Source organism: Ruminiclostridium cellobioparum subsp. termitidis CT1112, from assembly GCF_000350485.1.
GTDB classification, from domain to species: domain Bacteria; phylum Bacillota; class Clostridia; order Acetivibrionales; family DSM-1351; genus Ruminiclostridium; species Ruminiclostridium termitidis.
The window spans coordinates 106,820-128,322 of the sequence record NZ_AORV01000036.1 but is presented as its reverse complement, the minus strand read 5'-3'; the positions used below and the strand labels follow the sequence as shown (position 1 = coordinate 128,322).

Here is a 21,503-nt window from a genome sequence, read left to right as displayed (position 1 = left end):
CACCAATGCTCATGGTTTCCCAGAACAATGACAATTCACTGGTGAACCTGAAGGCAAAAACTTCCCAGGGCTCTTCTTCGTCTGATTTTAAATCGGTATTTGATAAGACATTAAACAATTCGTCCAATTCTGCAAAGAATACATCCAATGCTCTGAATTCAAATAATGACGGACAGGCTTCCGGGAATGCCGAGGTTAAGCCGAAGTACAATTCCTTCAGGGATGTACAGGCTGAAAGAGCAGCCGTTTCAAATCAGTCAAATGTCAGGAAAGTGTCGGGTGGAACGCAGTCAGAAGGACTCGATACGGTATCTGAGACCATGACAAAAGAGGATAAATACGATGATCAAATTGTATTACTTGCTCAAATGTTTGGAATATCACCCAACGAATTGATGAAGCTGGCAAATCAGCTTGGTTTTTCTGCCGAAGATCTTAAAGATGTGAAGAAACTTGCCCTTTTTGTTCAAAAGCTGGGAGATGTACTGGAACTTAATGATTCTCAAAAAGAGATATTGTTAAAAATGGCGGAGGAAGCGGGCAGGCAGGCTGGAGCAGTTGAAAAAACCGCAGATGCCGGAGCCGCAGAATCAACTGTTAAAACCGCCGCTTCTGACAACGGTACGGGTCTTGATGCCAATAAGCTGGCCAAACTGTCGGCTGATTTAAAAGCTAAAATTGACGCTATGATCAAAGAAGGAAAAACCGATTCTGAATCAATCAGCTCGGAGATTTCAAAAATCCTTGCTTCTATGAAAGCACAGGCACAGAACAGGGTCAGTGTGAGCAGCGTTTCGGACAACCCTTCGGAAATTTCCTTAAAACCGGAAAACACAGTTGAAAATATAGGTGTTAAACCGGAAATAAAGAAAGAGACCAAAACTGACGAGGCTGAAGAGAATGTGACTGTAAAAGAAGCAGCAGCTTCAGATAAAGCAGCTTCAACGGTTGATACCAAATCCGCGGGAGTTCAGGTCAACGTGTCCAACGAGCAGAATGTGCAGGTGTTCGGAGATGTAAAGGTCAATATGGCCAATACCCAGAATACCGTTACAAAATCCGAGTTTACAATGCCGCAGCCGGTCAGAACGACCGAAGTCATGAATCAGGTGGTTGAAAATGCAAAAGTCATATTGGGCCAGGACAAGTCTGAAATGGTTATCCAGCTGAAGCCTGACCATCTGGGCAAGCTTGAGTTGAAAGTTGTTACAGAACAGGGTATCGTTGCTGCAAAGTTTATTGCTGAAAACCAGAAGGTTAAGGAAATAATTGAAACCAATATGCAGCTGCTCAAGGATTCACTTGAGAAACAGGGTATTTCAATTGACTCTGTCAGCGTTCAGGTGGGCCAGGACAGAAAAGGCGATTATCAGCAGCAAAACTCCTATGCAGGCAAAAGCAGCGGTTCGGCAGACAGGGTCAAGCATGGAGAGGGCAGGCAGGAAGGTATTGGAGTAACCGGAAATATTCTGGAGACTTTACCTGAAAGACTCGCTCAATATTCATATGAAACCAACACAATCAATCTAACAGCTTAGAGAAGGGAGGATTGGAATGGCAACAGGCAATGTATCAAATAATCCGACAATAGATCAGATTATTCAAAGTACCCAGAGCAAGAAGGAAACCAGAAAAAACGGCGGAGAGCTTGGAAAGGACGATTTTCTGAACCTGCTGGTAACACAGCTCAGATATCAGGATCCTCTGGAACCTACAAACGACAAGGAATTTATTGCACAGATGGCACAGTTCAGTTCTCTGGAACAGATGCAGAACATGAACGGGGTTTTGACAAAATCCCAGGCGTTCAACATGATAGGCAAGGATGTAACTGCCAATATTACCGATCCGAAGACTTTTGAGGTCAAAACCGTCACAGGTAACGTTACTACAGTTAAAATGAGGGACGGAAAGGCATTCCTGCTTGTAAACAATCAGGAGGTCGAAGCCGATAAGGTGGTTGAAGTAAATGACAGCATTTACAACACTTACAGCAACCTGTCGGAATATACAAACCTGATAGGCTTCAGAGTCAAAGGTGCTGTTTATGATTCATCCAATGGCAATCTTATCAACCTGAGCGGCGATGTAAAAGAGATCCAGAAAGGCGTTAATGAAGATTACGCGGTAATGGATGATGTTGATGTGGAAATAGCTGAGGTAACAGGTGCAAAATCAACAAGTCCTGCCTATACCAAGGACTATCTGGAACAGAATCTGGGCAAGGAAGTAAAGATAACCATCAAGGATTCCGAAACCGGCAGCAAGGTTCCTGTAACAGCAACGTTGAAGAGTTATAATCTTGATGAGAAGACAGGAAAGATTACAGCAGTTCTTGACGATTTGTATGTTTCAGTGCACAGCGTATCAAATATCAAGAAACAGGAGGCCGGAACCGGAGAACAGGAAACACCGGCAGAAGACGGCACAACCGGAAATTGAAAGAAGGTGAGTTATGGTGATTAACAATAATTTTCCAAACAGGATAATTAATTCGCCTTTAACACCCGGAAGAATTCAGACAAACGGTGTAAAAAATAACAATACCGCTAATGTTAACGGAGTTGGTTTTGAAAATATCCTGCAGCAGGCAATAGACAAGACTGGGGCAGTAAAATTTTCAAAACATGCTGAGATGAGAATGCAGGCCAGAAATATTGATCTGACACAGACTCAAAAGGACAAGATAAACAGTGCAGTCTCCATGGCTCAGCAAAAAGGCGTAAAAGATTCATTGGTGATACTGGACAATATGGCTTTTGTGGTTAATGTACCAAGTAAAACTGTCATTACCGCAGTAAACAACAATGAGTTGAAGGAAAATGTTTTTACAAATATCGACGGTGCAATTTTTGCATGACAACAATCAGCTGGACCCTTAGGGGAAGCTGAAAAGGGTTCCCGAACGACGGACGGAACCCGGGATAACCTAAAATAGGGGGTCACTTAATTATGATGAGATCAATGTTTTCTGGTGTGTCGGGACTAAGAGCACACCAGACAAGAATGGACGTTATTGGTAATAACGTTGCCAACGTAAATACAGTTGGCTTTAAGTCAGGGAGAGTAACTTTCCAGGAAGTGTTCAACCAGACTTTAAGAGGTGCAGGCGCACCTGACGCAGCGCTGGGCAGAGGAGGTACCAACCCCATGCAGATCGGCCTGGGTACAGGTGTCGGAGCTATCGACACAATGATGACAAGAGGAAGCTCACAGAGAACCGACAATCCAACCGACCTGTCAATTGAAGGAGAAGGCTTCTTCATTGTAAAAGGCTCAAATGCCGATACCTTCAAGTTTACAAGAGCAGGCAACTTTGGTCTTGACAAGCTGGGCAACCTTGTATCGGGCAGCGGCATGAATGTGTACGGGTGGATGAAATATGACAGACTGCCTGACGGAACGATAAAATACGACACAGAATCCGAAATCGGACCCATTAATCTGTACAATGATGAATTCAATGGAAACAAGAGAGTTATTGCACCAAAGGCTACCACAAATGCCGTACTTTCAGGAAATTTGAATTCGTCGATTAAACCTGATGATGCAATAGATGATCCACAAAAACCTTCGGACGGTCAGTTCTCGGTTCCATTTACCGCCTATGACAGCCTGGGAAATTCCCATGAATTTTCCGTATGCTATTGGAATACATCAGATGGTGGTACTAATTCATGGAACTATAGAATATTTGAAAAGGGTATCGATGAAGATACCGGTGAGGTAACTTATAACCCTGTAGATACTAACCCCGATGGAACACTTGTATTTACAAACGAAGGTAAATTGGATGTGGATAACTCGGTTATTGAAAGCTTTGGTATTGAACCTGAGGGTGTCGCTCCGCTTAGTATAAATCTTGACTTCTCCAACGTCACCATGTTCTCGGCCGACTGTTCGGTTAAACCTACCAATATTGACGGGTATACAACCGGTAATCTGGTTACCTTCAACATAGGTTCCGACGGAATACTGACAGGTATATACAGCAACGGACAGCAGCAGCCTCTGGGAATGGTTGCACTGGCCAGCTTCTCAAATCCTGCGGGCTTGCAGAAGATAGGCGATAACCTGTTTATCCCGACTACCAACTCAGGTGACTTTACAAAGGGACTTCAGGCAGGTTCGGAGGGCGTGGGCTCACTGAGTCCGGGAACGCTTGAAATGTCGAATGTTGACCTTTCAAGAGAGTTTACCGACATGATCATTACGCAGAGAGGGTTCCAGGCAAACAGCAGAATCATAACAACTTCTGATGAAATGCTCCAGGAACTGGTAAACTTAAAGAGGTAAATTAAATAGTATTACGGCCATGGATCCCGGGTAAGACCTTGGGTCCATGGTAGTAGTAAAATAATGTTTTTAGTCTTATTTTGTAAGTTTTAAGGAATTTATCTATTGTCTTTTTGGAGTAAAAATATTATGATTAGATTAACTAAGCTAAACAGGTCTTTCTTTGTGCTGAACTGTGAATTGATTGAAACTGTAGAAAGTACACCCGATACAGTTATTTCCACAATAAACGGTAAGAAATATGTTGTTCTCGAAAGTGTTGATGAAGTGATTGACAAGGTGTTACAATACAAAGGAAATATTATCAAAATAAAAGAAATTTCGACTTGATTTTTACTTTAGTTATTTTGTTTAGACATTAATAATTATTGCTAATGTATTATTATAGCTAAAACGTTAAGGGGGAAAAAATTTTGGAAGGAAAAAGCAGTTATTTTATTTTACTGGTTATTGTTGCATTTCTTTCAATATCGCTTGCTTTCCTTGCAATAGGATATTTCTTTTTCGACAGCCATGGCTCAGCTCCTGAGAAAGAGATAGTTATGGTGACAGAAAAGATTCCAACCGATGATGAACTTGCAAATAAGGTAATTTTTGAAAAAACCAACTTTAATCTTAAGAAAACCAATGACAAACAGGTTGCTGTGATCGTTTTAAGTGCATGCATGAAGCATTACAAAAAAGTAGATGGAATAAAATCCGAGGAAGAAATAGCTGCAAAGATAGATTTCTACAACAAGGAGATAAACTCTGCCATAGGTACTTACTTCCAGGGTTTGACACTTGAGGATGTCAGTCAGGCAGATGCCAAACAAAAAGCCTCCGAGGATTTGAAAAAGATAATAAATGATATTTTGATTAATAACGATAAAAAGGCTAGTCCTCTTGTTTACTCCATAGTTTTTGATTACTGGTTTTATCAATAGGAGGTGAGCTGATTGGGAGATATACTATCTCAAAATGAGATTGATGAACTGTTGAAGGCACTTACCACAGGGGATATAGACGTACAGCAGATTCAAACCACCAAAACTGAAAAGAAAGTAAAATTACATGACTTTAAGAAGCCACCGAAGTTTGCCAATGACCATAAGAGAACTTTACAGTTTATAAACGAAAATTACGCCAGACTGGTTCAGACCTTTTTATCAGGATATTTAAGGTCACTGGTGCAGGTGGACGTTTTATCGGTAGATGCACTGCAGTACAGTGAATTCAGCAATTCACTGGCAAATCCGGTAGTATTGGGAATTGTGGACTTCAGTCCTCTGAACGGCTCTGTTATTTTTGAAATGGATCCAAGTATAGCCTATTCGCTGATAGACAGGATACTTGGAGGCCGGGGATCTGCCATGGAAAGAGTCCGGTCCTTTACCGAGATTGAGCTGGCAATACTGGAGCGGATTATAATACAAATTTTAAACCTGATGCGTGAACCTTGGGAAAGCATTATTTCAATAAAACCAAGGCTGGAGAAAATTGAAACCAACGCACAGTTTGCTCAAATAATTCACCCAAATGAAATGGTTGCCTTGATTACTCTCAATGTAGTAGTCGGCGAAGTGAAGGGTATGATTAACATATGCATACCGCATATGACTGTTGAGCCAATAATGCCAAAGCTCAGTACAAAGCTTTGGTTCACAAATATTGAAAATGAAAAGACTGAACATAATAAGCAGGATATTGAGTTCAAGATTGAAAATACATTAGTTCCTGTGAGAGCTGTTTTAGGAAAGACGGTAATAAACATAGGCGAGTTCCTTGATCTTCAGAAAGGTGACGTTTTGCCGCTTGAAACGAGTATAAACGGAGATTTGGAGATACTGGTAGGAGATTTGCCGAAGTTTTTAGCAAAACCTGGTGTTAAAAAGAATAAAATTGCAGTGAAAATTACAGAAGTGATTAGAAGGGAGGAAGAATAGAATGGGAGATATGCTTACGCAAGCAGAAATTGACGCCTTATTAAATGGCACTTCCTCTTCGGATGAATCCACGGATAATGTTGGCGGCGCCGGCTCAAATGATGGTTTATCGACTCAGGAAATAGATGCCTTGGGAGAGATTGGCAATATAAGTATGGGTACTTCTGCTACAACCTTATTTACCCTGTTGTCTCAGAAAGTTACCATCACCACTCCAAATGTTTCGTTAACTTCATGGTCTGATCTTTCCAAGAGTTATTCTTCACAATATGTTGCGGTAAAAGTTGAGTATACCGATGGATTGATAGGGAGCAACCTTTTGATATTAAAGCAGGATGACGTTAAAATCATTACTGATTTAATGATGGGCGGAGAAGGAGTAATAGCTGAAGGTGAGCTTACCGATCTGCATTTAAGTGCCATCAGTGAAGCTATGAACCAGATGATAGGTTCTTCTGCCACATCCATGTCTTCAATGTTTTCAAAGAGAATAGACATCTCACCTCCGAAAGCTTTCGTTGTTAGTTTTGGTAACGGAGATCCCTTCGGGGAATTTGAAATGAATGATGTCCTTGTAAAAATTGCATTCAAAATGGTAGTGGGTACGTTGATTGACAGTGAAATAATGCAGCTGCTTCCAATGAAATTTGCCAAGGAACTGGTCAACAGCCTGCTCAATTCTGAAAAAGCCAAGGCCGCTCCCGAACCGGAAATGCCTGCGGCTCCCCAGCCACAAGCCCAGCCTGCCATGCAGCAGCCGGTTATGCAGCAACCTGTAATACAACAGCCGGTCATGCAACAGCCTGTTATGCAGCAGCCAATGATGCAACAACCCATGATGCAGCAGCCAATGCAGGGTTATGGGTATGATATGGGCTATCAGGACATGCAAAGGCCGAGAAATCCGGTAAGTGTGCAGCCTGTTCAGTTCCAGGCTTTTGATGACGGTTTGTCCGCATCTGAAAAGAAAAACATAAGCCTTATAATGGACTTACCTCTGCAGGTGACTGTTGAATTGGGTCGGACTCAGAAGCTTATAAGAGATATTTTAGAGTTCGGTTCAGGTTCAATAATTGAATTGGATAAGCTTGCAGGAGAGCCAGTTGATATATTGGTAAATGGAAAAGCTATTGCTAAGGGAGAAGTTGTAGTAATTGATGAAAGCTTTGGTGTAAGAATTACAGATATAATTCATCCATCAAAACGATTATAATTTATGAAAATTAACGAATAGTTAAGGAGAGAGCGTTATGGGGAAAAGTATATTAATTGTTGACGATGCGGCATTTATGAGGATGATGATCAAGGATATATTATCCAAGAATGGCTATGATATAGCAGCAGATGTCGACAATGGATTAAAAGCTATAGAGAAATACAAGGAACTTACTCCTGACTTGGTTATTATGGATATAACAATGCCTGAAATGGACGGGGTAACAGCTGTCAGGGAAATAAAAAAATTACATAGTGACGCCAAAATCATAATGTGTTCAGCTATGGGACAGCAAGCAATGGTTATTGAATCAATACAAGCAGGCGCAAGAGACTTCATTGTTAAACCATTCCAGGCAGACCGCGTTGTTGAGGCGGTTAAAAAAGTTATAGGTTAATGGTCAGATAAACATTTAATGAAAATATCCTGCTGATTGTAATAAATTTATATGGCTCGGTTTCTCCACTGCTATATGATTTTTGTTAGATAACAGCAGGATATTTTATAGTAAATGGATCTTTAACCTTCAAAAATCTGGTGGCAAATAAGTTTTGTTTAAAATTTATTTCATTGCGGCTCAAAGTCATAATATGCTCTTGGAGGTTACTATGGATCAAATTTTCAGGTATTTTACAGTAATCCTGGCATTTTTAGTTGTTATGGGCATTTTACTGTTGACAACAAAATATCTGACATATAAGTCAAAGAAGATGATGAAGGGCAACTATATGCAAATAATAGAGTCCCTCAGTCTTGGAGTCAATAACAGATTACATCTCGTGAAAGTGGATAAGGAATTTTTTATACTTTCTGCTTCAAACAAGAATGTGGAGTTTTTGGCCAGAGTTAATATCAGTGATTTTGAAGAAGCAGAAATCAAAAATCCCATATCCGAGGTCATAGATTTCAAATCTGTTTTAAAGAAATATATTCGTGGGTTCAATTCCGGCAATGCAGCTACCGAAACAAAGCCTGCTGAAACCGTAGTTGATAAAGTGCCGGAAAGTTTTCAACGGGATTCAAATGATGACAAGTTCAAGAATAATCTTGAGAAACTGAAACACATAACCAACAGTATGAACGATAGACGGGGATAAAATGAACAAGAAAAGTAAAATTAAAAAGTTTATCTTTATAACATGTATTTTGGTAGTTGTTTTTTGTCTGATGGGCGGACAGGCTATGGCTGAACCCAGTATTTCTGTTACACAGGACGGAATAAATATCGGTGCGTCTCAAAATCCGAAGGATGTTTCGTCCAGTATTCAGCTTTTGTTAATGCTCACAGTGCTGGCCGTCGCTCCTTCAATTCTTATAATGATGACAGGTTTTACAAGAATAATTGTCATCCTGTCATTTTTGAGAAATGCCCTTGGTACACAGCAAATGCCGCCAAATCAGGTTATAATAGGTCTGGCTTTATTTATAACATTTTTTGTTATGACTCCGGTGCTTGCAGATATAAATGATAATGCTTTTCAGCCCTATTCAAAAGGTGAAATTACGTCACAGCAGGCTATTGAAAAAGGTTCTGACACTATAAAAACGTGGATGGTAAAACAGATTTTCAGCAATAAGAGGGAGAAGGACCTGGAACTATTTATGACATTGAGCGGTCAGAAAGACCCCATTAAGGTTCAGGATGCTTCAAAGCTGTCATTGACAATAGTGGCACCGGCTTTTTTGATCAGTGAGCTCATGGTTGCCTTTAAATTTGGATTTTTAATATTTTTGCCGTTCCTGATCATTGACATTGTTGTTTCAAGTACTTTGATGTCAATGGGTATGATGATGCTTCCGCCTACAATGATATCACTGCCGTTTAAAATATTGCTGTTTATTTTAGTGGATGGATGGTCAATGTTAACGCAGTCCATCGTTGTAAGCTTTGCACGGTGACATCGGATAGGCAGTCAATGAAAGATGTGGACTATAGGCCTGTGAATTGAACGACTTGGGGGGATGTGAGGAAATGGATGAAAGCAGCATTATATATATTGCACAGGGGGCCTTGAAAGTTGTGATATATGTGTCGGCTCCGGTTTTGATCATCAGTATGGTTGTAGGTCTCGTAGTAAGTATTTTTCAGGCTACAACCCAGATTCAGGAGCAAACTCTGACCTATGTGCCCAAAATTCTATCGGTTATTGCAGCAATTGCGCTTTTTGGTTCGTGGATGTTAAGAGTACTGATTGAATACACGCAAAATATTTTTACCAATATGAACCAATTCATTAAATAGGAGCAGCTTGAGCAGCGCGAAGCAATATGGAGGTTAGAATGCACATCCCGTTTGATATGTTTTTGAACAATATCGAGCTTTTCCTCCTTATTTTTGTAAGGATGACCGGTTTGTTTGTGACTGCGCCAATATTCGGCCGCGGAAACATACCGGTGTATTTTAAGATTGGATTTGCCTTTACGACAACTCTGTTAATGGCAAATGTAATTCAGGTGGGGCACGTCATAGATACTCAGAATTTTATGATTTATGCCCTGTATATTATAAAGGAATTCCTTGTGGGAGTTGTAATAGGTTTTGTGGCCTATGCGGTTTTTACAAGCATATATATAGCCGGTCAGATTATAGACATGCAGATAGGATTTGGTATGGTGAACGTATTGGATCCGCTGAGCAACATACAGGTGCCGGTAACGGCAAACTTGTATTATATGCTGGCCATGATAATTTTTCTTGTTACAAATGGACACCATATGCTGATCAGGGCTTTATACCAGAGCTTCAGCATTGTGCCTCTGGGAAGTGCCGTTTTCGGACCCGGTATGGTTGATAACATAATTGTGGTCTTTAAGAATATGTTTTCGGTGGGGTTCAAGATAGCTGCACCCATAGTGGCTGCGGTAATAGTAACGGATGTTGTGCTTGGCATTATATCAAAAACCATACCGCAGATGAATGTGTTCATTCTGGGCATGCCTCTGAAGATATTGACCGGCATGGTAATTGTATTTATTACAGTTCCGGCATTTATATACATTGTGACCATGATGACTGATGATATGGGTATTGAAATATTCAAGTTTATCAAGTCGATGGTGCCGGGTTAGAGCTATAAACAGTGAGTATTCTGGGAGGATGGAATGACAAATCCTGTTAAGGAGCAGCACCTTGGGCTAAATTATCAGCTATTTGCTGCCGGGGGAGATGACAAGACAGAAAAAGCCACTCCCAAGAAAAAAAGTGACGCAAGAAAAAAAGGTCAGGTATTTCAAAGCAGAGAAATGTCTGCCTCTTTGATATTAATTTTAATGATTGTTTCAATGAATGCCTTTGGCTCAATAATATATGAGCAGATATCTACATATATGAAGAAAGTGTTTACTGAATACCTTACAAACAAAGATGCATTTGATACGGGTATTCTTGCCAAGTTATTCATTGACGGTGTTACCGTCCTGGCGAAAACTTCGCTGCCTCTGCTGTTGATTGCGGTGCTGGCGGGTTTGCTGGTAGGATACGCCCAGGTGGGAGTTCTTTTTACTCTTGAGACCTTGAAACCACAGGGAAACAGGATTAATCCGCTCAGCGGATTTAAAAGAATTTTTTCAATGAGATCGGTAGTGGAGCTGGTTAAAGCAATTATCAAGATTCTTATTGTTGCCTGGGTTGCCTACTCGTATTTGAAGTCTAAAACAAACGAAGTAATTGCGCTGATGGACAATGACCTGTTCGACATACTTTCCTTCATCGGGAATGCTGCTTTCACGGTGGCGCTGAGGATATGTGCAGCAATGATCATTGTTGGGTTTTTGGATTACTTATATCAGCGATATGACTATGAAAAAAGCCTTAAGATGACAAAACAGGAAGTCAAGGAAGAGTACAAGCAAATGGAAGGAAATCCGGAAATTAAGTCCAAAATCAAGCAGAAGCAGCGGCAGATGTCCATGAAGAGGATGATGCAGGAAATACCTAAAGCAGATGTTGTAATTACAAACCCGACACATTTTGCCGTTGCCATCAAGTACGATGCTGAAAAAGCCAGTGCCCCATTTGTGGTTGCCAAAGGGCAGGACTACATAGCCCTGAGGATTAAACAGCTCGCAAATGAAAACAAGGTACAGATTGTTGAAAATAAACCTCTTGCAAGAACTCTTTACAGTACTGTTGATATCGGACAGCCCATACCGCCGGAGCTGTATCAGGCAGTCGCTGAAATCCTTGCATTTGTATATAATCTAAAAAATGGCGGCAGAGCGGGTTAGAGAACATACCTGGATTTGCAGAACTTATTTAAGGGGGATAAAAATTGTCAAGACTTAATAATTTCTTTATACCGTTAATAGTAATAATTACAATATTAAACCTCATCTTGCCGATTCCGGAAATCATGCTGGACTTTTTGCTGGCCATCAATATAATCCTGGCAGCCATTATCATGCTCAATACCATCTATCTTAAGACTGCTCTGGATTTGTCCATATTCCCCACGCTGATAGTTGTCACTACCATTTACAGGTTATCACTCAATGTTACAGCCACAAAGCTGATTCTTTCAGAAGGTAAGGCCGGAGAGGTTATCAGAGGTTTTGGTACATTTGTGGGAAGAAATAACCTTGTTGTCGGATTCGTAATATTCTTCATCATCATGATAGTAAACTTCCTGGTTATCACAAAAGGTTCCGAAAGAGTTGCGGAAGTTGCGGCAAGATTTACCCTCGATGCCATGCCCGGTAAGCAGATGGCTATTGATGCCGACTTGAACACCGGTTTGATCAGTGAAGCCGAGGCAAAGGAAAGAAGAAAAAAGGTTCAAAGAGAAGCAGACTTCTACGGTTCAATGGATGGTGCCAGCAAGTTTGTTAAAAATGACGCCATTGCAGGTATAATAATTACCTTTCTTAATATAGCAGGCGGTCTGATAATAGGTGTAGTTATGAGGGGAGAGGAAATATCGGAAGCCCTTAATAACTATACCATTTTGACTATAGGTGACGGTCTTGTCAGCCAGCTGCCGGCACTTATGCTCTCAGTTGCCACCTCCTTCATAGTTACAAGGGCAGGTGCCGATTCAGACCTGAATAAAGATGTTATCAAGCAATTGTTCTACAACCCGAAGGTGCTGTTTATTGCAGCTGTGCTGAGTGTGGGTATGGCGCCTTTTCTGACACCAATACCGTTTTTGATTTTGGCTGCCGTACTGGTGTTTATTGGAATTAAGATAAAGCAGCTCCAGAAGGAAGCGGTCGCGGATGAAGAAGTTCAGATACAGGAAAGTGAAGTCGAGGAGATCAGAAAACCTGAAAATGTTGTAACACTTCTCCAGGTCGACCCTATCGAGCTGGAATTCGGATATGGTATAATTCCTCTGGCCGATGCAAACCAGGGGGGCGATCTGCTGGACAGGGTAGTGCTTATCAGGAGGCAGCTTGCGCTTGAGCTGGGTATGATCGTTCCTGTGATAAGGCTTAGAGACAATATTCAGATAGGTCCCAATGAATACATTATTAAGATAAAAGGGTCGGAAGTTGCCAAAGGCGAGCTCTTGTTCGATTACTTTTTAGCTATGAACTCAGGCGGTGTTGAAGAAGAACTGGATGGTATCAAGACCACAGAGCCGGCATTCGGCCTGCCCGCCATCTGGATTCAGGAGGGACAGAGAGACAAGGCCGAGATGCTGGGTTATACTGTTGTTGATCCGCCTTCGATTATCGCAACACATTTAACAGAGGTCATAAAGAAACATTCCTACGAATTGCTCGGCAGACAGGAAGTTCAGGCTCTTGTAGACAATATCAGGCAGGCTTATCCCGCAATTGTGGACGAACTAGTGCCCAAGCTTATGAGTATCGGGGAGATACAGAAGGTACTTGCAAATCTGTTGAAGGAAAACGTATCCATAAGGGATATGGTAACCATAATGGAAACTCTGGCCGACTACTCACCTATGACTCATGATGTGGACATGCTTACCGAGTACGTGAGGCAGGCACTTGGCAGAGCTATATCCCAGAGGTTCTTTAACGGAAACTCAAATGTAATCACAATTGATCCAAAAGTTGAACAGCTGATCATGGATAACATACAGAAGACGGAGTTTGGTTCCTACCTGGCACTTGACCCTTCTGTGAGCAATACAATTATAAACAATGTATCAAAAAATGTTCAGAGACTGCTGCAGCTTGGCAGCCAGCCAATTGTACTTGCTTCACCCATAGTGAGGCTATATTTTAAGAGATTGACTGAGAATGTTATTCCCGGTTTGGTGGTATTATCTTATAATGAGATAGATCCGGGTGTTGAAATACAGTCTGTTGGTACTGTTACTGTATAGACATGGAGGTTAGTATGAAGATCAAGCGGTATATAGGAAAGGATACACAGGAGGCATTGCTGAAGGTAAAAATGGACCTTGGGAATAATGCCATTATTCTGAATACCAAAAAAGTCAGGCAAAAGGGATTTAAGAAATATTTCACCAAGCCTATGATAGAAATCATGGCTGCCATAGATGATGATAACAGCAAATCCAGGGACAGGCAGCTGACAAAAATCGAACAGATTCAACAAGATAGTACAAATTCTAAAAATATTCTGCCCCAAAAAGAGGAAATGGTTACCGGGTTAGAGAATAAAGTAAATAATATTGAGAACCTTTTGGATAAAATATTAAATATTGTAGGAACCGAAAACAAGGGTAATGAAACCGGAAGCGAAGAGACCGGCAGTCAATTGCCTCAGGTATTCCAACTGCTCTATAACAACCTTTTGAAGAATGAAGTTGATGAGGATATTGCAAAGAGAATCATTGAGGAAGTGGCAAAGAAAAGCAGCTCCAGAAATATTCACGATGCGACAATAGTGATGCAGTCAACCATAGCAGCAATGCTTGGAAAAGCTGAACCCATACATCTGAGAGAGGACGGGAAACCGACTGTAATTCTTTTTGTTGGTCCCACTGGTGTGGGGAAGACTACCACACTTGCCAAACTTGCGGCATCCTTTATCCTGTCCAGCAACAAAAAGGTGGGAATGATAACAGCCGATACTTATAGAATAGCAGCTGTAGAGCAGTTGAAGACATATGCCGAAATACTGGGTATACCCATATCGGTGGCATATTCCGTACCTGAAATAACAAATGAGATTGACAACTACGGTGACAAGGATGTTATTCTGGTTGATACGGCCGGCTGCAGCTACAGGGACAAGCAGAAATTTGACGAGCTGAAGAATCTGGTTTCGGTGAGCAATGCCGACAATATATTTTTAGTGCTGAGTTCAACCGTCAGCTCCAAGAACTGTAAGGATATAATAAAGAATTACGATTTTATTCCGAATTACAGGCTTATTTTTACAAAGCTGGATGAAACACCTGTATACGGAAGTATACTAAATACAAAATGTTATGCCAATAAAAGCTTGTCCTATATTACAAATGGACAAAATGTACCTGATGATATCGAAATAGCAAATATCGACAGGCTTTCAAAAAACCTATTGGGGAGTTTGTCTTAACTTGAATACCGGTATTGTTTAAGTTTAGCAGCTATTGCGGACACGGAGGTTAAGGATGATAGATCAGGCTGAAAAGTTAAGAAAGATAGTTAACAACCTAAATAATGAACCCGGCAATGAACCCGGCAATGAACCCGGCAGCAGCACCGGCAATAACCTGTCGCCTGAAAGGATTACAGTCGGCAGACGTGCCAGGGTTGTGACTGTTACAAGCGGCAAGGGGGGCGTCGGGAAGACAAATGTTACCGTTAACCTGGCTATTGCATTGAGTCAGAAGGGTTATAGGGTTGTAATAATTGATGCGGATTTGGGTTTGTCAAATATAGATGTTGTTTTTGGTATCGTTCCCAGATATACTTTGCTGGATTCCATCAACAGTGAAAAGGGTATTCTGGATATACTATGCGACGGCCCTAATAATATAAAGTTTATTTCAGGCGGATCGGGAGTCCAGAAGCTGATAAATCTGGACAAGAATTCACTGGACGCCTTTATCGCCAATATATCCCTGCTGGATCATATTGCCGATTACATATTGATAGATACAGGTGCGGGGCTTTCGGATACGGTTATGAATTTTGTACTATCAGCCGATGAAGTACTTTTAGTTGTGACTCCCGAGCCGACCTCCATAACGGATGCATATGCTCTTGTAAAAACTGTGGCCAATATAAAGAAGGATTGTGCTATCAATGTTTTGATAAACAGGGCGGATAATGAGAACGAAGCAAAGACTGTTTATAATAATTTTGCAGCGGTATCGGAGAGATTTCTTGGTATAAAACTGGAATCCCTGGGCTACCTTCCCTTTGATCAGTCCTTTACCAAGTCGGTAAAGCTCCAAAGGCCGTATTTGCTGTGTTATCCCAAGAATTCAACCAGTAAGCTTATATATGATTTAGCTGATTCCATTATCCGGAAGGAAAATGTTGTAAACAGCACTGCACAAACAGGTATCAAAGGATTCATTAATAGATTTGTTGGGTTGTTTACCAATTGATTAGGTAGTATACTATAACTATGTGGGGTAAATCGCTTGAACACTGTATATAACTTGAAAGATTTTTCGGTAGGAACCAAGATAGAAATGACAGTTGTTGATCCGGTTGAAGGAAAGATTGATATTGGATTTGTAAGCCAGCTGGAAGGTTTTACAGACGTTAATATTATCAGGATCAGCGCTCCTATACATGAAGCCAAGGTTTATCCGGTACGGGTCAACTCGTATATAGAGGCTTACCTGTTTTGTAAAGCCAGTCAGATCTATAGAATTGTCGGCTATGTAACAGACAGACTCATCATCGATGACATAGCCTTATTAGATGTAAGGGTTACAGAAAAGCCGGAAAAAATTCAGAGGAGACAGTACTACCGCTTTGACTGCAGGGTTCCTGTGTGTTTTGATTCGCCGGCTGCGGACGAGCCCGGCAAATATGACCAAATCAGCGGTCATACTATTGATATAAGCGGAGGAGGCTTATCTGCGATCACCGATAAAATGCTCACTGCCGATTCAGTAATTACGGGCAGCCTGTCACTGGATGACTATGAGCTGGAGTTTAAAGGCAAAGTGATCAGATGCAGGAGAGAGATAATTAATGAAGAGTTGAAATACATATCGTCTATAGGTTTTATAGACATTGAATATAAAGAACGTGAAAAAATTGTTGGCTTTATATTTAATCAGCAGAGAGAACTATTAAGAAAAGGGCTAAGAGGTAGCTAATGAATTTAAAACCAAACAAGAATAATTTAGTAAAAGTATTAATTGTTGATGACTCAGCTTTTATGAGAAAGGTATTGTCGGACATAATTGACTCTGAGGATTCACTTTCGGTGATAGGTACGGCTACTGACGGCAAAGATGCTCTGGATAAAATAGCAGAGTTGGATCCCGATATAATAACACTCGATGTTGAAATGCCAATAATGGACGGCATCAACTGTTTGAAAGAGATAATGCAAAGGTTTCCAAAGCCGGTTATAATGCTCAGCAGCGGCACCGAACATGGGGCAGAGCTCACCATCAGAGCATTGGACGAGGGCGCGGTTGATTTTATAGCAAAACCTAAAAACATATTTGAAATTAAAAATGAAAAAAAGAAAAATGAAATTATAGAAAAAATTAATATTGCTAAAAATATCAAGTTTAATTCATTCAAGTGCAAATCCAGAGACTGCGACGAAAGTCACGTGGTCAAAAGCAGCAAGGTATTGAAATATATTATAGCAATAGGTACTTCAACAGGTGGACCCAAAGCACTGCAAAGTGTGATCCCGTTTTTGCCGGGGGATATTCCGGCAGCTGTACTGATAGTGCAGCATATGCCGCCGGGCTTCACAAATTCCCTGGCAGAAAGACTTGACAGCAAGAGCGAATTGGTTGTAAAGGAAGCTACCCATAAGGAGCGGATATTGGCAGGACATGTTTATATTGCACCCGGTGATTCACATATGCTGATTGAAACTGCTTCAAATGGCGATATAATGATAAATCTCGACAAGTCCCCGCCGGTGAGTGGGCATAGACCTTCGGTGGATGTTATGATGGAGTCGTTATCTTCTACCGGTCTCAAGAACATCATTGGTGTTATTATGACCGGCATGGGGGCAGATGGGAGTAGCGGAATAAAAAAGCTCAAGGATGTGAACAAAAGTTACATAATAGCTCAAGACGAAGAAACAAGTGTAGTATTTGGAATGCCCAAGATGGCTATCCAGACAGGAGCAGTTGATAAGGTAGTATCACTTGACAAAATTTCAGAAGAAATTATTCAATATTTGGGGGTGCGTTAAATATGGATATGAGTCAGTATTTACAAATATTTATCGAAGAGGCGAATGAGCATGTTCAGAATCTTAACCAGTGTTTGCTGCAAATGGAAAAAGATCCTGAGGACAAGGATGTCCTGAATGAGATATTCAGAGTAGCTCATACTATTAAGGGAATGGCGGGTACAATGGGTTATACCAAAATGACCAAGCTGACCCATGATATGGAGAATGTACTTCATGCCATTAGAAATGATGAGATCAAGGTAACTTCAGAGCTCGTTGATGTTCTGTTCAAGTGTCTTGATGCTCTTGAAAACTATGTCAACAGTGTAGTTTCCACTGGCGGTGAAGGTGACAGGGAATATAAGGACGTTATAGCAACCCTGAATGCCATACTTCAGAACAAGGGTGCAGCAGCAGCACCTGCCGTGAATAAAGCACCTGCGCCTGCGGCGGCCGAAGCAAGTGAGAAGTATGTGACTGCACTTGTAGATCTGGACGAGTTCGAGCAGAATGCTGTCAACAAGGCAATAGATATGGGTATGAATGCCTTAAAGATAACAATAGTTCTCAATAAAGGCTGCCTGTTGAAATCAGCAAGGGCATTTATCCTTTTCCAGACGCTGGAAAGGTATGGAGAAATAATTAAATCCCAACCTGTGGTTCAGGATATAGAGGATGAAAAGTTTGATTTTGAGTTCACTGTTGTTGTGGTATCCAAAGAGGATGAGCAGCATTTTTCAAAGGAACTCAATTCTATTGCAGAAGTAGATGAGGTTATTATAAGACCGATGGGCAGATTCAATAACGGCGTTGCAATGGAAGCCGAGAAGCTGGAAAAGGCTGAAACCGAAGTGAGGTCAGCGGATTCTGCCGAAAGTCATGCGGTAAAAGAAACAGAAACACAGGAGGCCGCAAAGCAGAATGGAAACAATGCTGCAAGAAAAACTCAAAGAACGGTCAGAGTCGATATAGACAGACTTGATGTGCTTATGAATCTGGTTGGCGAGCTTATAATAACCAAAACAAGGCTTGAAGGAACAGATATTACCGAAAAGCCCCAGGAATACCATGAAACCCTGGAATACCTGGAAAGGATCACCACAAATCTGAATGATGCCGTTATGAAGGTCAGAATGGTGCCTATTGAAACAGTATTCAACAGATTCCCCAGAATGATCAGGGATATTGCCAAGGATCTTGGCAAGGAAATAGAACTGGTTATGTCGGGTGAAGAAACAGAATTGGACAGAACGGTCATAGATGAAATCGGAGATCCTCTCATCCACTTGCTCAGAAACTCCTGTGACCACGGTCTGGAATCCACTGAAAAGAGAAAGCAGCTTGGCAAGCCCGAGCATGGAAAAATAAACCTGACGGCATATCAGTCGGGCAACAATGTAATAATTGAAGTTGGAGATGACGGAGCCGGAATAAATATTGATAAAATTAAAGCCAAAGCAATTGAGAATGGTATTGTCACAAGAGAGGCTGCCAATTCCATGTCTCAGCAGGAAGCCATAGAACTGCTGTTCAGACCGAGCTTCAGTACCGCTGAGAAGATCACCGGACTTTCAGGCAGAGGGGTTGGACTTGACGTTGTCAAGACAAAGATAGAACAGCTGGGTGGAACGGTTGAGGTTGAAACTGCCAGCGGAAGGGGAAGCAAATTCCTCATAAAGCTGCCGCTTACACTTGCTATTTATCAGGCTCTGCTTGTAAATGTGGGCAGTGAAAAATATGCCATACCATTGGGCTCCATTTATCAGATATATGAGTGGAAGGCCGAGGATGTCAAATCAGTACAGGGTCAGGAAGTAATACTTCTGAGAAATATGGTTGTGCCCATTACGAGACTGGCAGATTCCCTTGAGGTACCCGACAGCCATACAAAGACTCAGAACAAGCTGAAGATCGTTATTGTAAGAAAAGGCGAAAAGCTTACAGGTCTTGTGGTTGACAGCGTAATAGGACAGCAGGAAATAGTAATCAAGTCACTTGGAAAGCTGCTTACCGGTATCAAGTATCTTGCCGGAGCCACTATCCTTGGTGACGGTAATGTTGCACTGATCATTGACGTTAATTCCATTACATAAAAATATCTATTGACGGCGTACATATATTCGCCTTATAGCGGTGGAGGAGTAAACAAATTTCATTATTATTTTTGGCCGCTATTGCGGCTCAAAGCCATAAAATGGCTAGGAGGTTAATATGGCAGAAGCACAGGTAATTGATTTTGATACAAAACAATTTATTATATTCCGTCTTGGGGAAGAACGCTTTGGAATAGACTCCTTAAAAATAACAACAATAGACAGAATGAAAACCATAACAAGAGTTCCCAAAACACCGGAATTCATAAAGGGAGTAATAAACCTGAGAGGTGACATTATCCCGGTTATGGATCTAAGGGCAAAATTCAATCTGCCGCCTGTTGAGGAAACAGAGGAAACCAGGATAATTATTTTGAAGCTGGAGGAGATATCCATAGGGGTTATAGTGGATCAGGTACTTCAGACCATCCAGCTGAGCGGTGAGGATATAGAAAATACTTCAAGCCTTATAAACAGCGCAGCAGCGGAATATATCTCAGGTATAGGCAAGGTTGGCGGTGAAATTGTAACTTTAATAAACTTTGAGAAATTAGTTAAGCTTTGATTAAAAAAAGATTGAGGTAAAGGTAATGGCGATTAGTTTTGATGAGTTAAGCAATATACAGATGGATGTGCTTAAAGAAATCGGAAATATCGGAGCCGGAAACGCTGTAACATCTCTGGCAAAGATGATTGATAAAAAAGTGGATATGGCTGTGCCAAAGGTTAAGATCATGGGTTTTGACAAGGTCAGCCAGATGTTGGGCGGAGAAGAAATAATCGTAGTTGGAATATTATTAAGTGTCACCGGAGATATGACCGGAATAATGATGTTTGTCCTTGACAATTATGCTGCAAGGCAACTGGTCAATATTCTTTTGGGCAGTGATTCCACCAGCCTGGAATTTGACGAAATGGAGCTGTCGGCGCTTAAGGAAATAGGAAACATACTGACCGGTTCATATCTGAATGCACTTGCGGGCTTGACAAATCTTAAGATTCTGCCTTCGATACCAGAATTGGCAATAGATATGGCCGGTGCCATACTGAGTGTTCCTGCCATAGAATTCGGAAAAGTAGGCGACTCGGTCCTGTATATAGAGACTGAGTTCAGCGAAGGCATTACTAAAGTATTCGGGGACTTTCTTTTAATACCTGATGTGGATTCATATGAGGTATTATTAAAAGCATTGGGAGTTATAGAATAATATGGATATAGAAATTATAAAGGTTGGTATGGCTGATCTGAATTCCGCCCACCATCCTTGTATGATAACAACGCTTGGGTTGGGCTCCTGTGTGGGCGTTGCCTTGTATGACTCTGCTACTAAAATTGTCGGTTTGGCTCACGTTATGTTACCCTCCAGTGAGCAGGCAAAAAATAATAGTAACATTGCAAAATTTGCTGATACTGCTATTGTTCGATTGGTAGAAGATATGGTAAAATTAGGTGCACGAAAGGAACGGATAACAGCCAAACTGGCCGGAGGAGCACAGATGTTTGCATTCAGCCAGGGATCGGAATTAATGAGAATTGGTTATAGAAATGTAATCGCTTCCAAAGAAAAACTGAAAGAATTAAAAATACCGGTTATTTCTGAGGATACAGGCGGGAATTATGGACGTACCATTGAAATTTTTTCGGATGACGGCAGACTGATGGTTAAGACCATTGGCTGTGGAATCAAGCAATTATAGCATTTTATTTTAACAAA

23 protein-coding genes are annotated in these 21,503 nt (G+C 41.2%); all 23 read left to right on the top strand.

All coding sequences use genetic code 11. The annotated features are described in order from the left end of the window. On the top strand, nt 1-1,538 hold a 1,538-nt coding region (locus tag CTER_RS14135), incomplete at its 5' end, for a flagellar hook-length control protein FliK (RefSeq protein WP_004626328.1). A gap of 16 nt (nt 1,539-1,554) precedes the next feature. Next, nucleotides 1,555-2,442: a flagellar hook capping FlgD N-terminal domain-containing protein gene (locus CTER_RS14130; RefSeq protein WP_004626160.1), complete on the top strand. Its 888-nt coding sequence runs from the start codon at nt 1,555-1,557 to the stop codon at nt 2,440-2,442. Between the two features lie 13 nt (nt 2,443-2,455). Then, nucleotides 2,456-2,860, top strand: coding sequence for a TIGR02530 family flagellar biosynthesis protein (locus tag CTER_RS14125; protein WP_004626286.1), 405 nt, complete (start codon nt 2,456-2,458; stop codon nt 2,858-2,860). A 92-nt stretch (nt 2,861-2,952) separates the two neighbouring features. Beyond that, nucleotides 2,953-4,296, top strand: a complete 1,344-nt coding sequence (locus CTER_RS14120) for a flagellar hook protein FlgE (protein WP_004626280.1) — start codon at nt 2,953-2,955, stop codon at nt 4,294-4,296. A gap of 129 nt (nt 4,297-4,425) precedes the next feature. Next, nucleotides 4,426-4,626 carry a flagellar FlbD family protein gene (locus CTER_RS14115; RefSeq protein WP_004626242.1) on the top strand — a complete coding sequence of 67 codons (201 nt, stop codon included), beginning with the start codon at nt 4,426-4,428 and terminating at the stop codon, nt 4,624-4,626. 83 nt (nt 4,627-4,709) lie between these two features. Beyond that, nucleotides 4,710-5,222, top strand: coding sequence for a flagellar basal body-associated FliL family protein (locus CTER_RS14110; protein WP_004626364.1), 513 nt, complete (start codon nt 4,710-4,712; stop codon nt 5,220-5,222). Between the two features lie 12 nt (nt 5,223-5,234). Continuing rightward, nucleotides 5,235-6,221, top strand: a complete 987-nt coding sequence (gene fliM, locus CTER_RS14105) for a flagellar motor switch protein FliM (protein ID WP_004626274.1) — start codon at nt 5,235-5,237, stop codon at nt 6,219-6,221. A 1-nt stretch (nt 6,222) separates the two neighbouring features. Then, a complete protein-coding gene (fliY, locus tag CTER_RS14100) occupies nt 6,223-7,434 on the top strand; it encodes a flagellar motor switch phosphatase FliY (protein ID WP_004626266.1) in 1,212 nt (403 codons plus the stop codon). A 37-nt stretch (nt 7,435-7,471) separates the two neighbouring features. Then, nucleotides 7,472-7,834, top strand: coding sequence for a response regulator (locus CTER_RS14095; RefSeq protein ID WP_004626232.1), 363 nt, complete (start codon nt 7,472-7,474; stop codon nt 7,832-7,834). Nucleotides 7,835-8,045: 211 nt separating this feature from the next. Continuing rightward, nucleotides 8,046-8,534: a flagellar biosynthetic protein FliO gene (locus CTER_RS14090; RefSeq protein WP_004626168.1), complete on the top strand. Its 489-nt coding sequence runs from the start codon at nt 8,046-8,048 to the stop codon at nt 8,532-8,534. Between the two features lies 1 nt (nt 8,535). Further along, nucleotides 8,536-9,336, top strand: coding sequence for a flagellar type III secretion system pore protein FliP (fliP, locus tag CTER_RS14085; protein WP_004626372.1), 801 nt, complete (start codon nt 8,536-8,538; stop codon nt 9,334-9,336). 73 nt (nt 9,337-9,409) lie between these two features. Continuing rightward, nucleotides 9,410-9,679: a flagellar biosynthesis protein FliQ gene (fliQ, locus tag CTER_RS14080; protein WP_004626278.1), complete on the top strand. Its 270-nt coding sequence runs from the start codon at nt 9,410-9,412 to the stop codon at nt 9,677-9,679. Between the two features lie 38 nt (nt 9,680-9,717). Beyond that, the gene (gene fliR / locus CTER_RS14075; protein ID WP_004626310.1) at nt 9,718-10,506 is read left to right on the top strand and encodes a flagellar biosynthetic protein FliR; all 789 of its coding nucleotides are present in this window, start codon (nt 9,718-9,720) and stop codon (nt 10,504-10,506) included. 33 nt (nt 10,507-10,539) lie between these two features. Then, on the top strand, nt 10,540-11,664 hold the full coding sequence (flhB, locus tag CTER_RS14070) for a flagellar biosynthesis protein FlhB (RefSeq protein ID WP_004626354.1): 1,125 nt from the start codon (nt 10,540-10,542) through the stop codon (nt 11,662-11,664). A 44-nt stretch (nt 11,665-11,708) separates the two neighbouring features. Next, nucleotides 11,709-13,733, top strand: a complete 2,025-nt coding sequence (gene flhA, locus CTER_RS14065) for a flagellar biosynthesis protein FlhA (protein ID WP_004626317.1) — start codon at nt 11,709-11,711, stop codon at nt 13,731-13,733. 14 nt (nt 13,734-13,747) lie between these two features. Beyond that, nucleotides 13,748-14,917 carry a flagellar biosynthesis GTPase FlhF gene (gene flhF, locus CTER_RS14060; RefSeq protein WP_004626341.1) on the top strand — a complete coding sequence of 390 codons (1,170 nt, stop codon included), beginning with the start codon at nt 13,748-13,750 and terminating at the stop codon, nt 14,915-14,917. A gap of 55 nt (nt 14,918-14,972) precedes the next feature. Beyond that, complete coding sequence (locus tag CTER_RS14055; RefSeq protein ID WP_004626322.1) at nt 14,973-15,917, top strand: MinD/ParA family protein; 945 nt, start codon at nt 14,973-14,975, stop codon at nt 15,915-15,917. A 36-nt stretch (nt 15,918-15,953) separates the two neighbouring features. After that, the gene (locus tag CTER_RS14050; protein WP_040761183.1) at nt 15,954-16,643 is read left to right on the top strand and encodes a flagellar brake protein; all 690 of its coding nucleotides are present in this window, start codon (nt 15,954-15,956) and stop codon (nt 16,641-16,643) included. Beyond that, nucleotides 16,643-17,713: a protein-glutamate methylesterase/protein-glutamine glutaminase gene (locus CTER_RS14045; RefSeq protein ID WP_004626217.1), complete on the top strand. Its 1,071-nt coding sequence runs from the start codon at nt 16,643-16,645 to the stop codon at nt 17,711-17,713. The genes CTER_RS14050 and CTER_RS14045 overlap by 1 nt, the downstream gene beginning before the upstream one ends. Before the next feature lie 2 nt (nt 17,714-17,715). Next, the gene (locus CTER_RS14040) at nt 17,716-19,788 is read left to right on the top strand and encodes a chemotaxis protein CheA (protein WP_004626200.1); all 2,073 of its coding nucleotides are present in this window, start codon (nt 17,716-17,718) and stop codon (nt 19,786-19,788) included. 118 nt (nt 19,789-19,906) lie between these two features. Beyond that, nucleotides 19,907-20,353 (top strand): chemotaxis protein CheW, encoded by a 447-nt coding sequence (locus tag CTER_RS14035; RefSeq protein WP_004626366.1) that lies wholly within the window; start codon nt 19,907-19,909, stop codon nt 20,351-20,353. A 25-nt stretch (nt 20,354-20,378) separates the two neighbouring features. Beyond that, nucleotides 20,379-20,996 (top strand): chemotaxis protein CheC, encoded by a 618-nt coding sequence (locus CTER_RS14030; RefSeq protein ID WP_004626369.1) that lies wholly within the window; start codon nt 20,379-20,381, stop codon nt 20,994-20,996. Nucleotide 20,997: 1 nt separating this feature from the next. Continuing rightward, the gene (locus CTER_RS14025) at nt 20,998-21,486 is read left to right on the top strand and encodes a chemotaxis protein CheD (RefSeq protein WP_004626284.1); all 489 of its coding nucleotides are present in this window, start codon (nt 20,998-21,000) and stop codon (nt 21,484-21,486) included. Nucleotides 21,487-21,503: the final 17 nt, after the last annotated feature.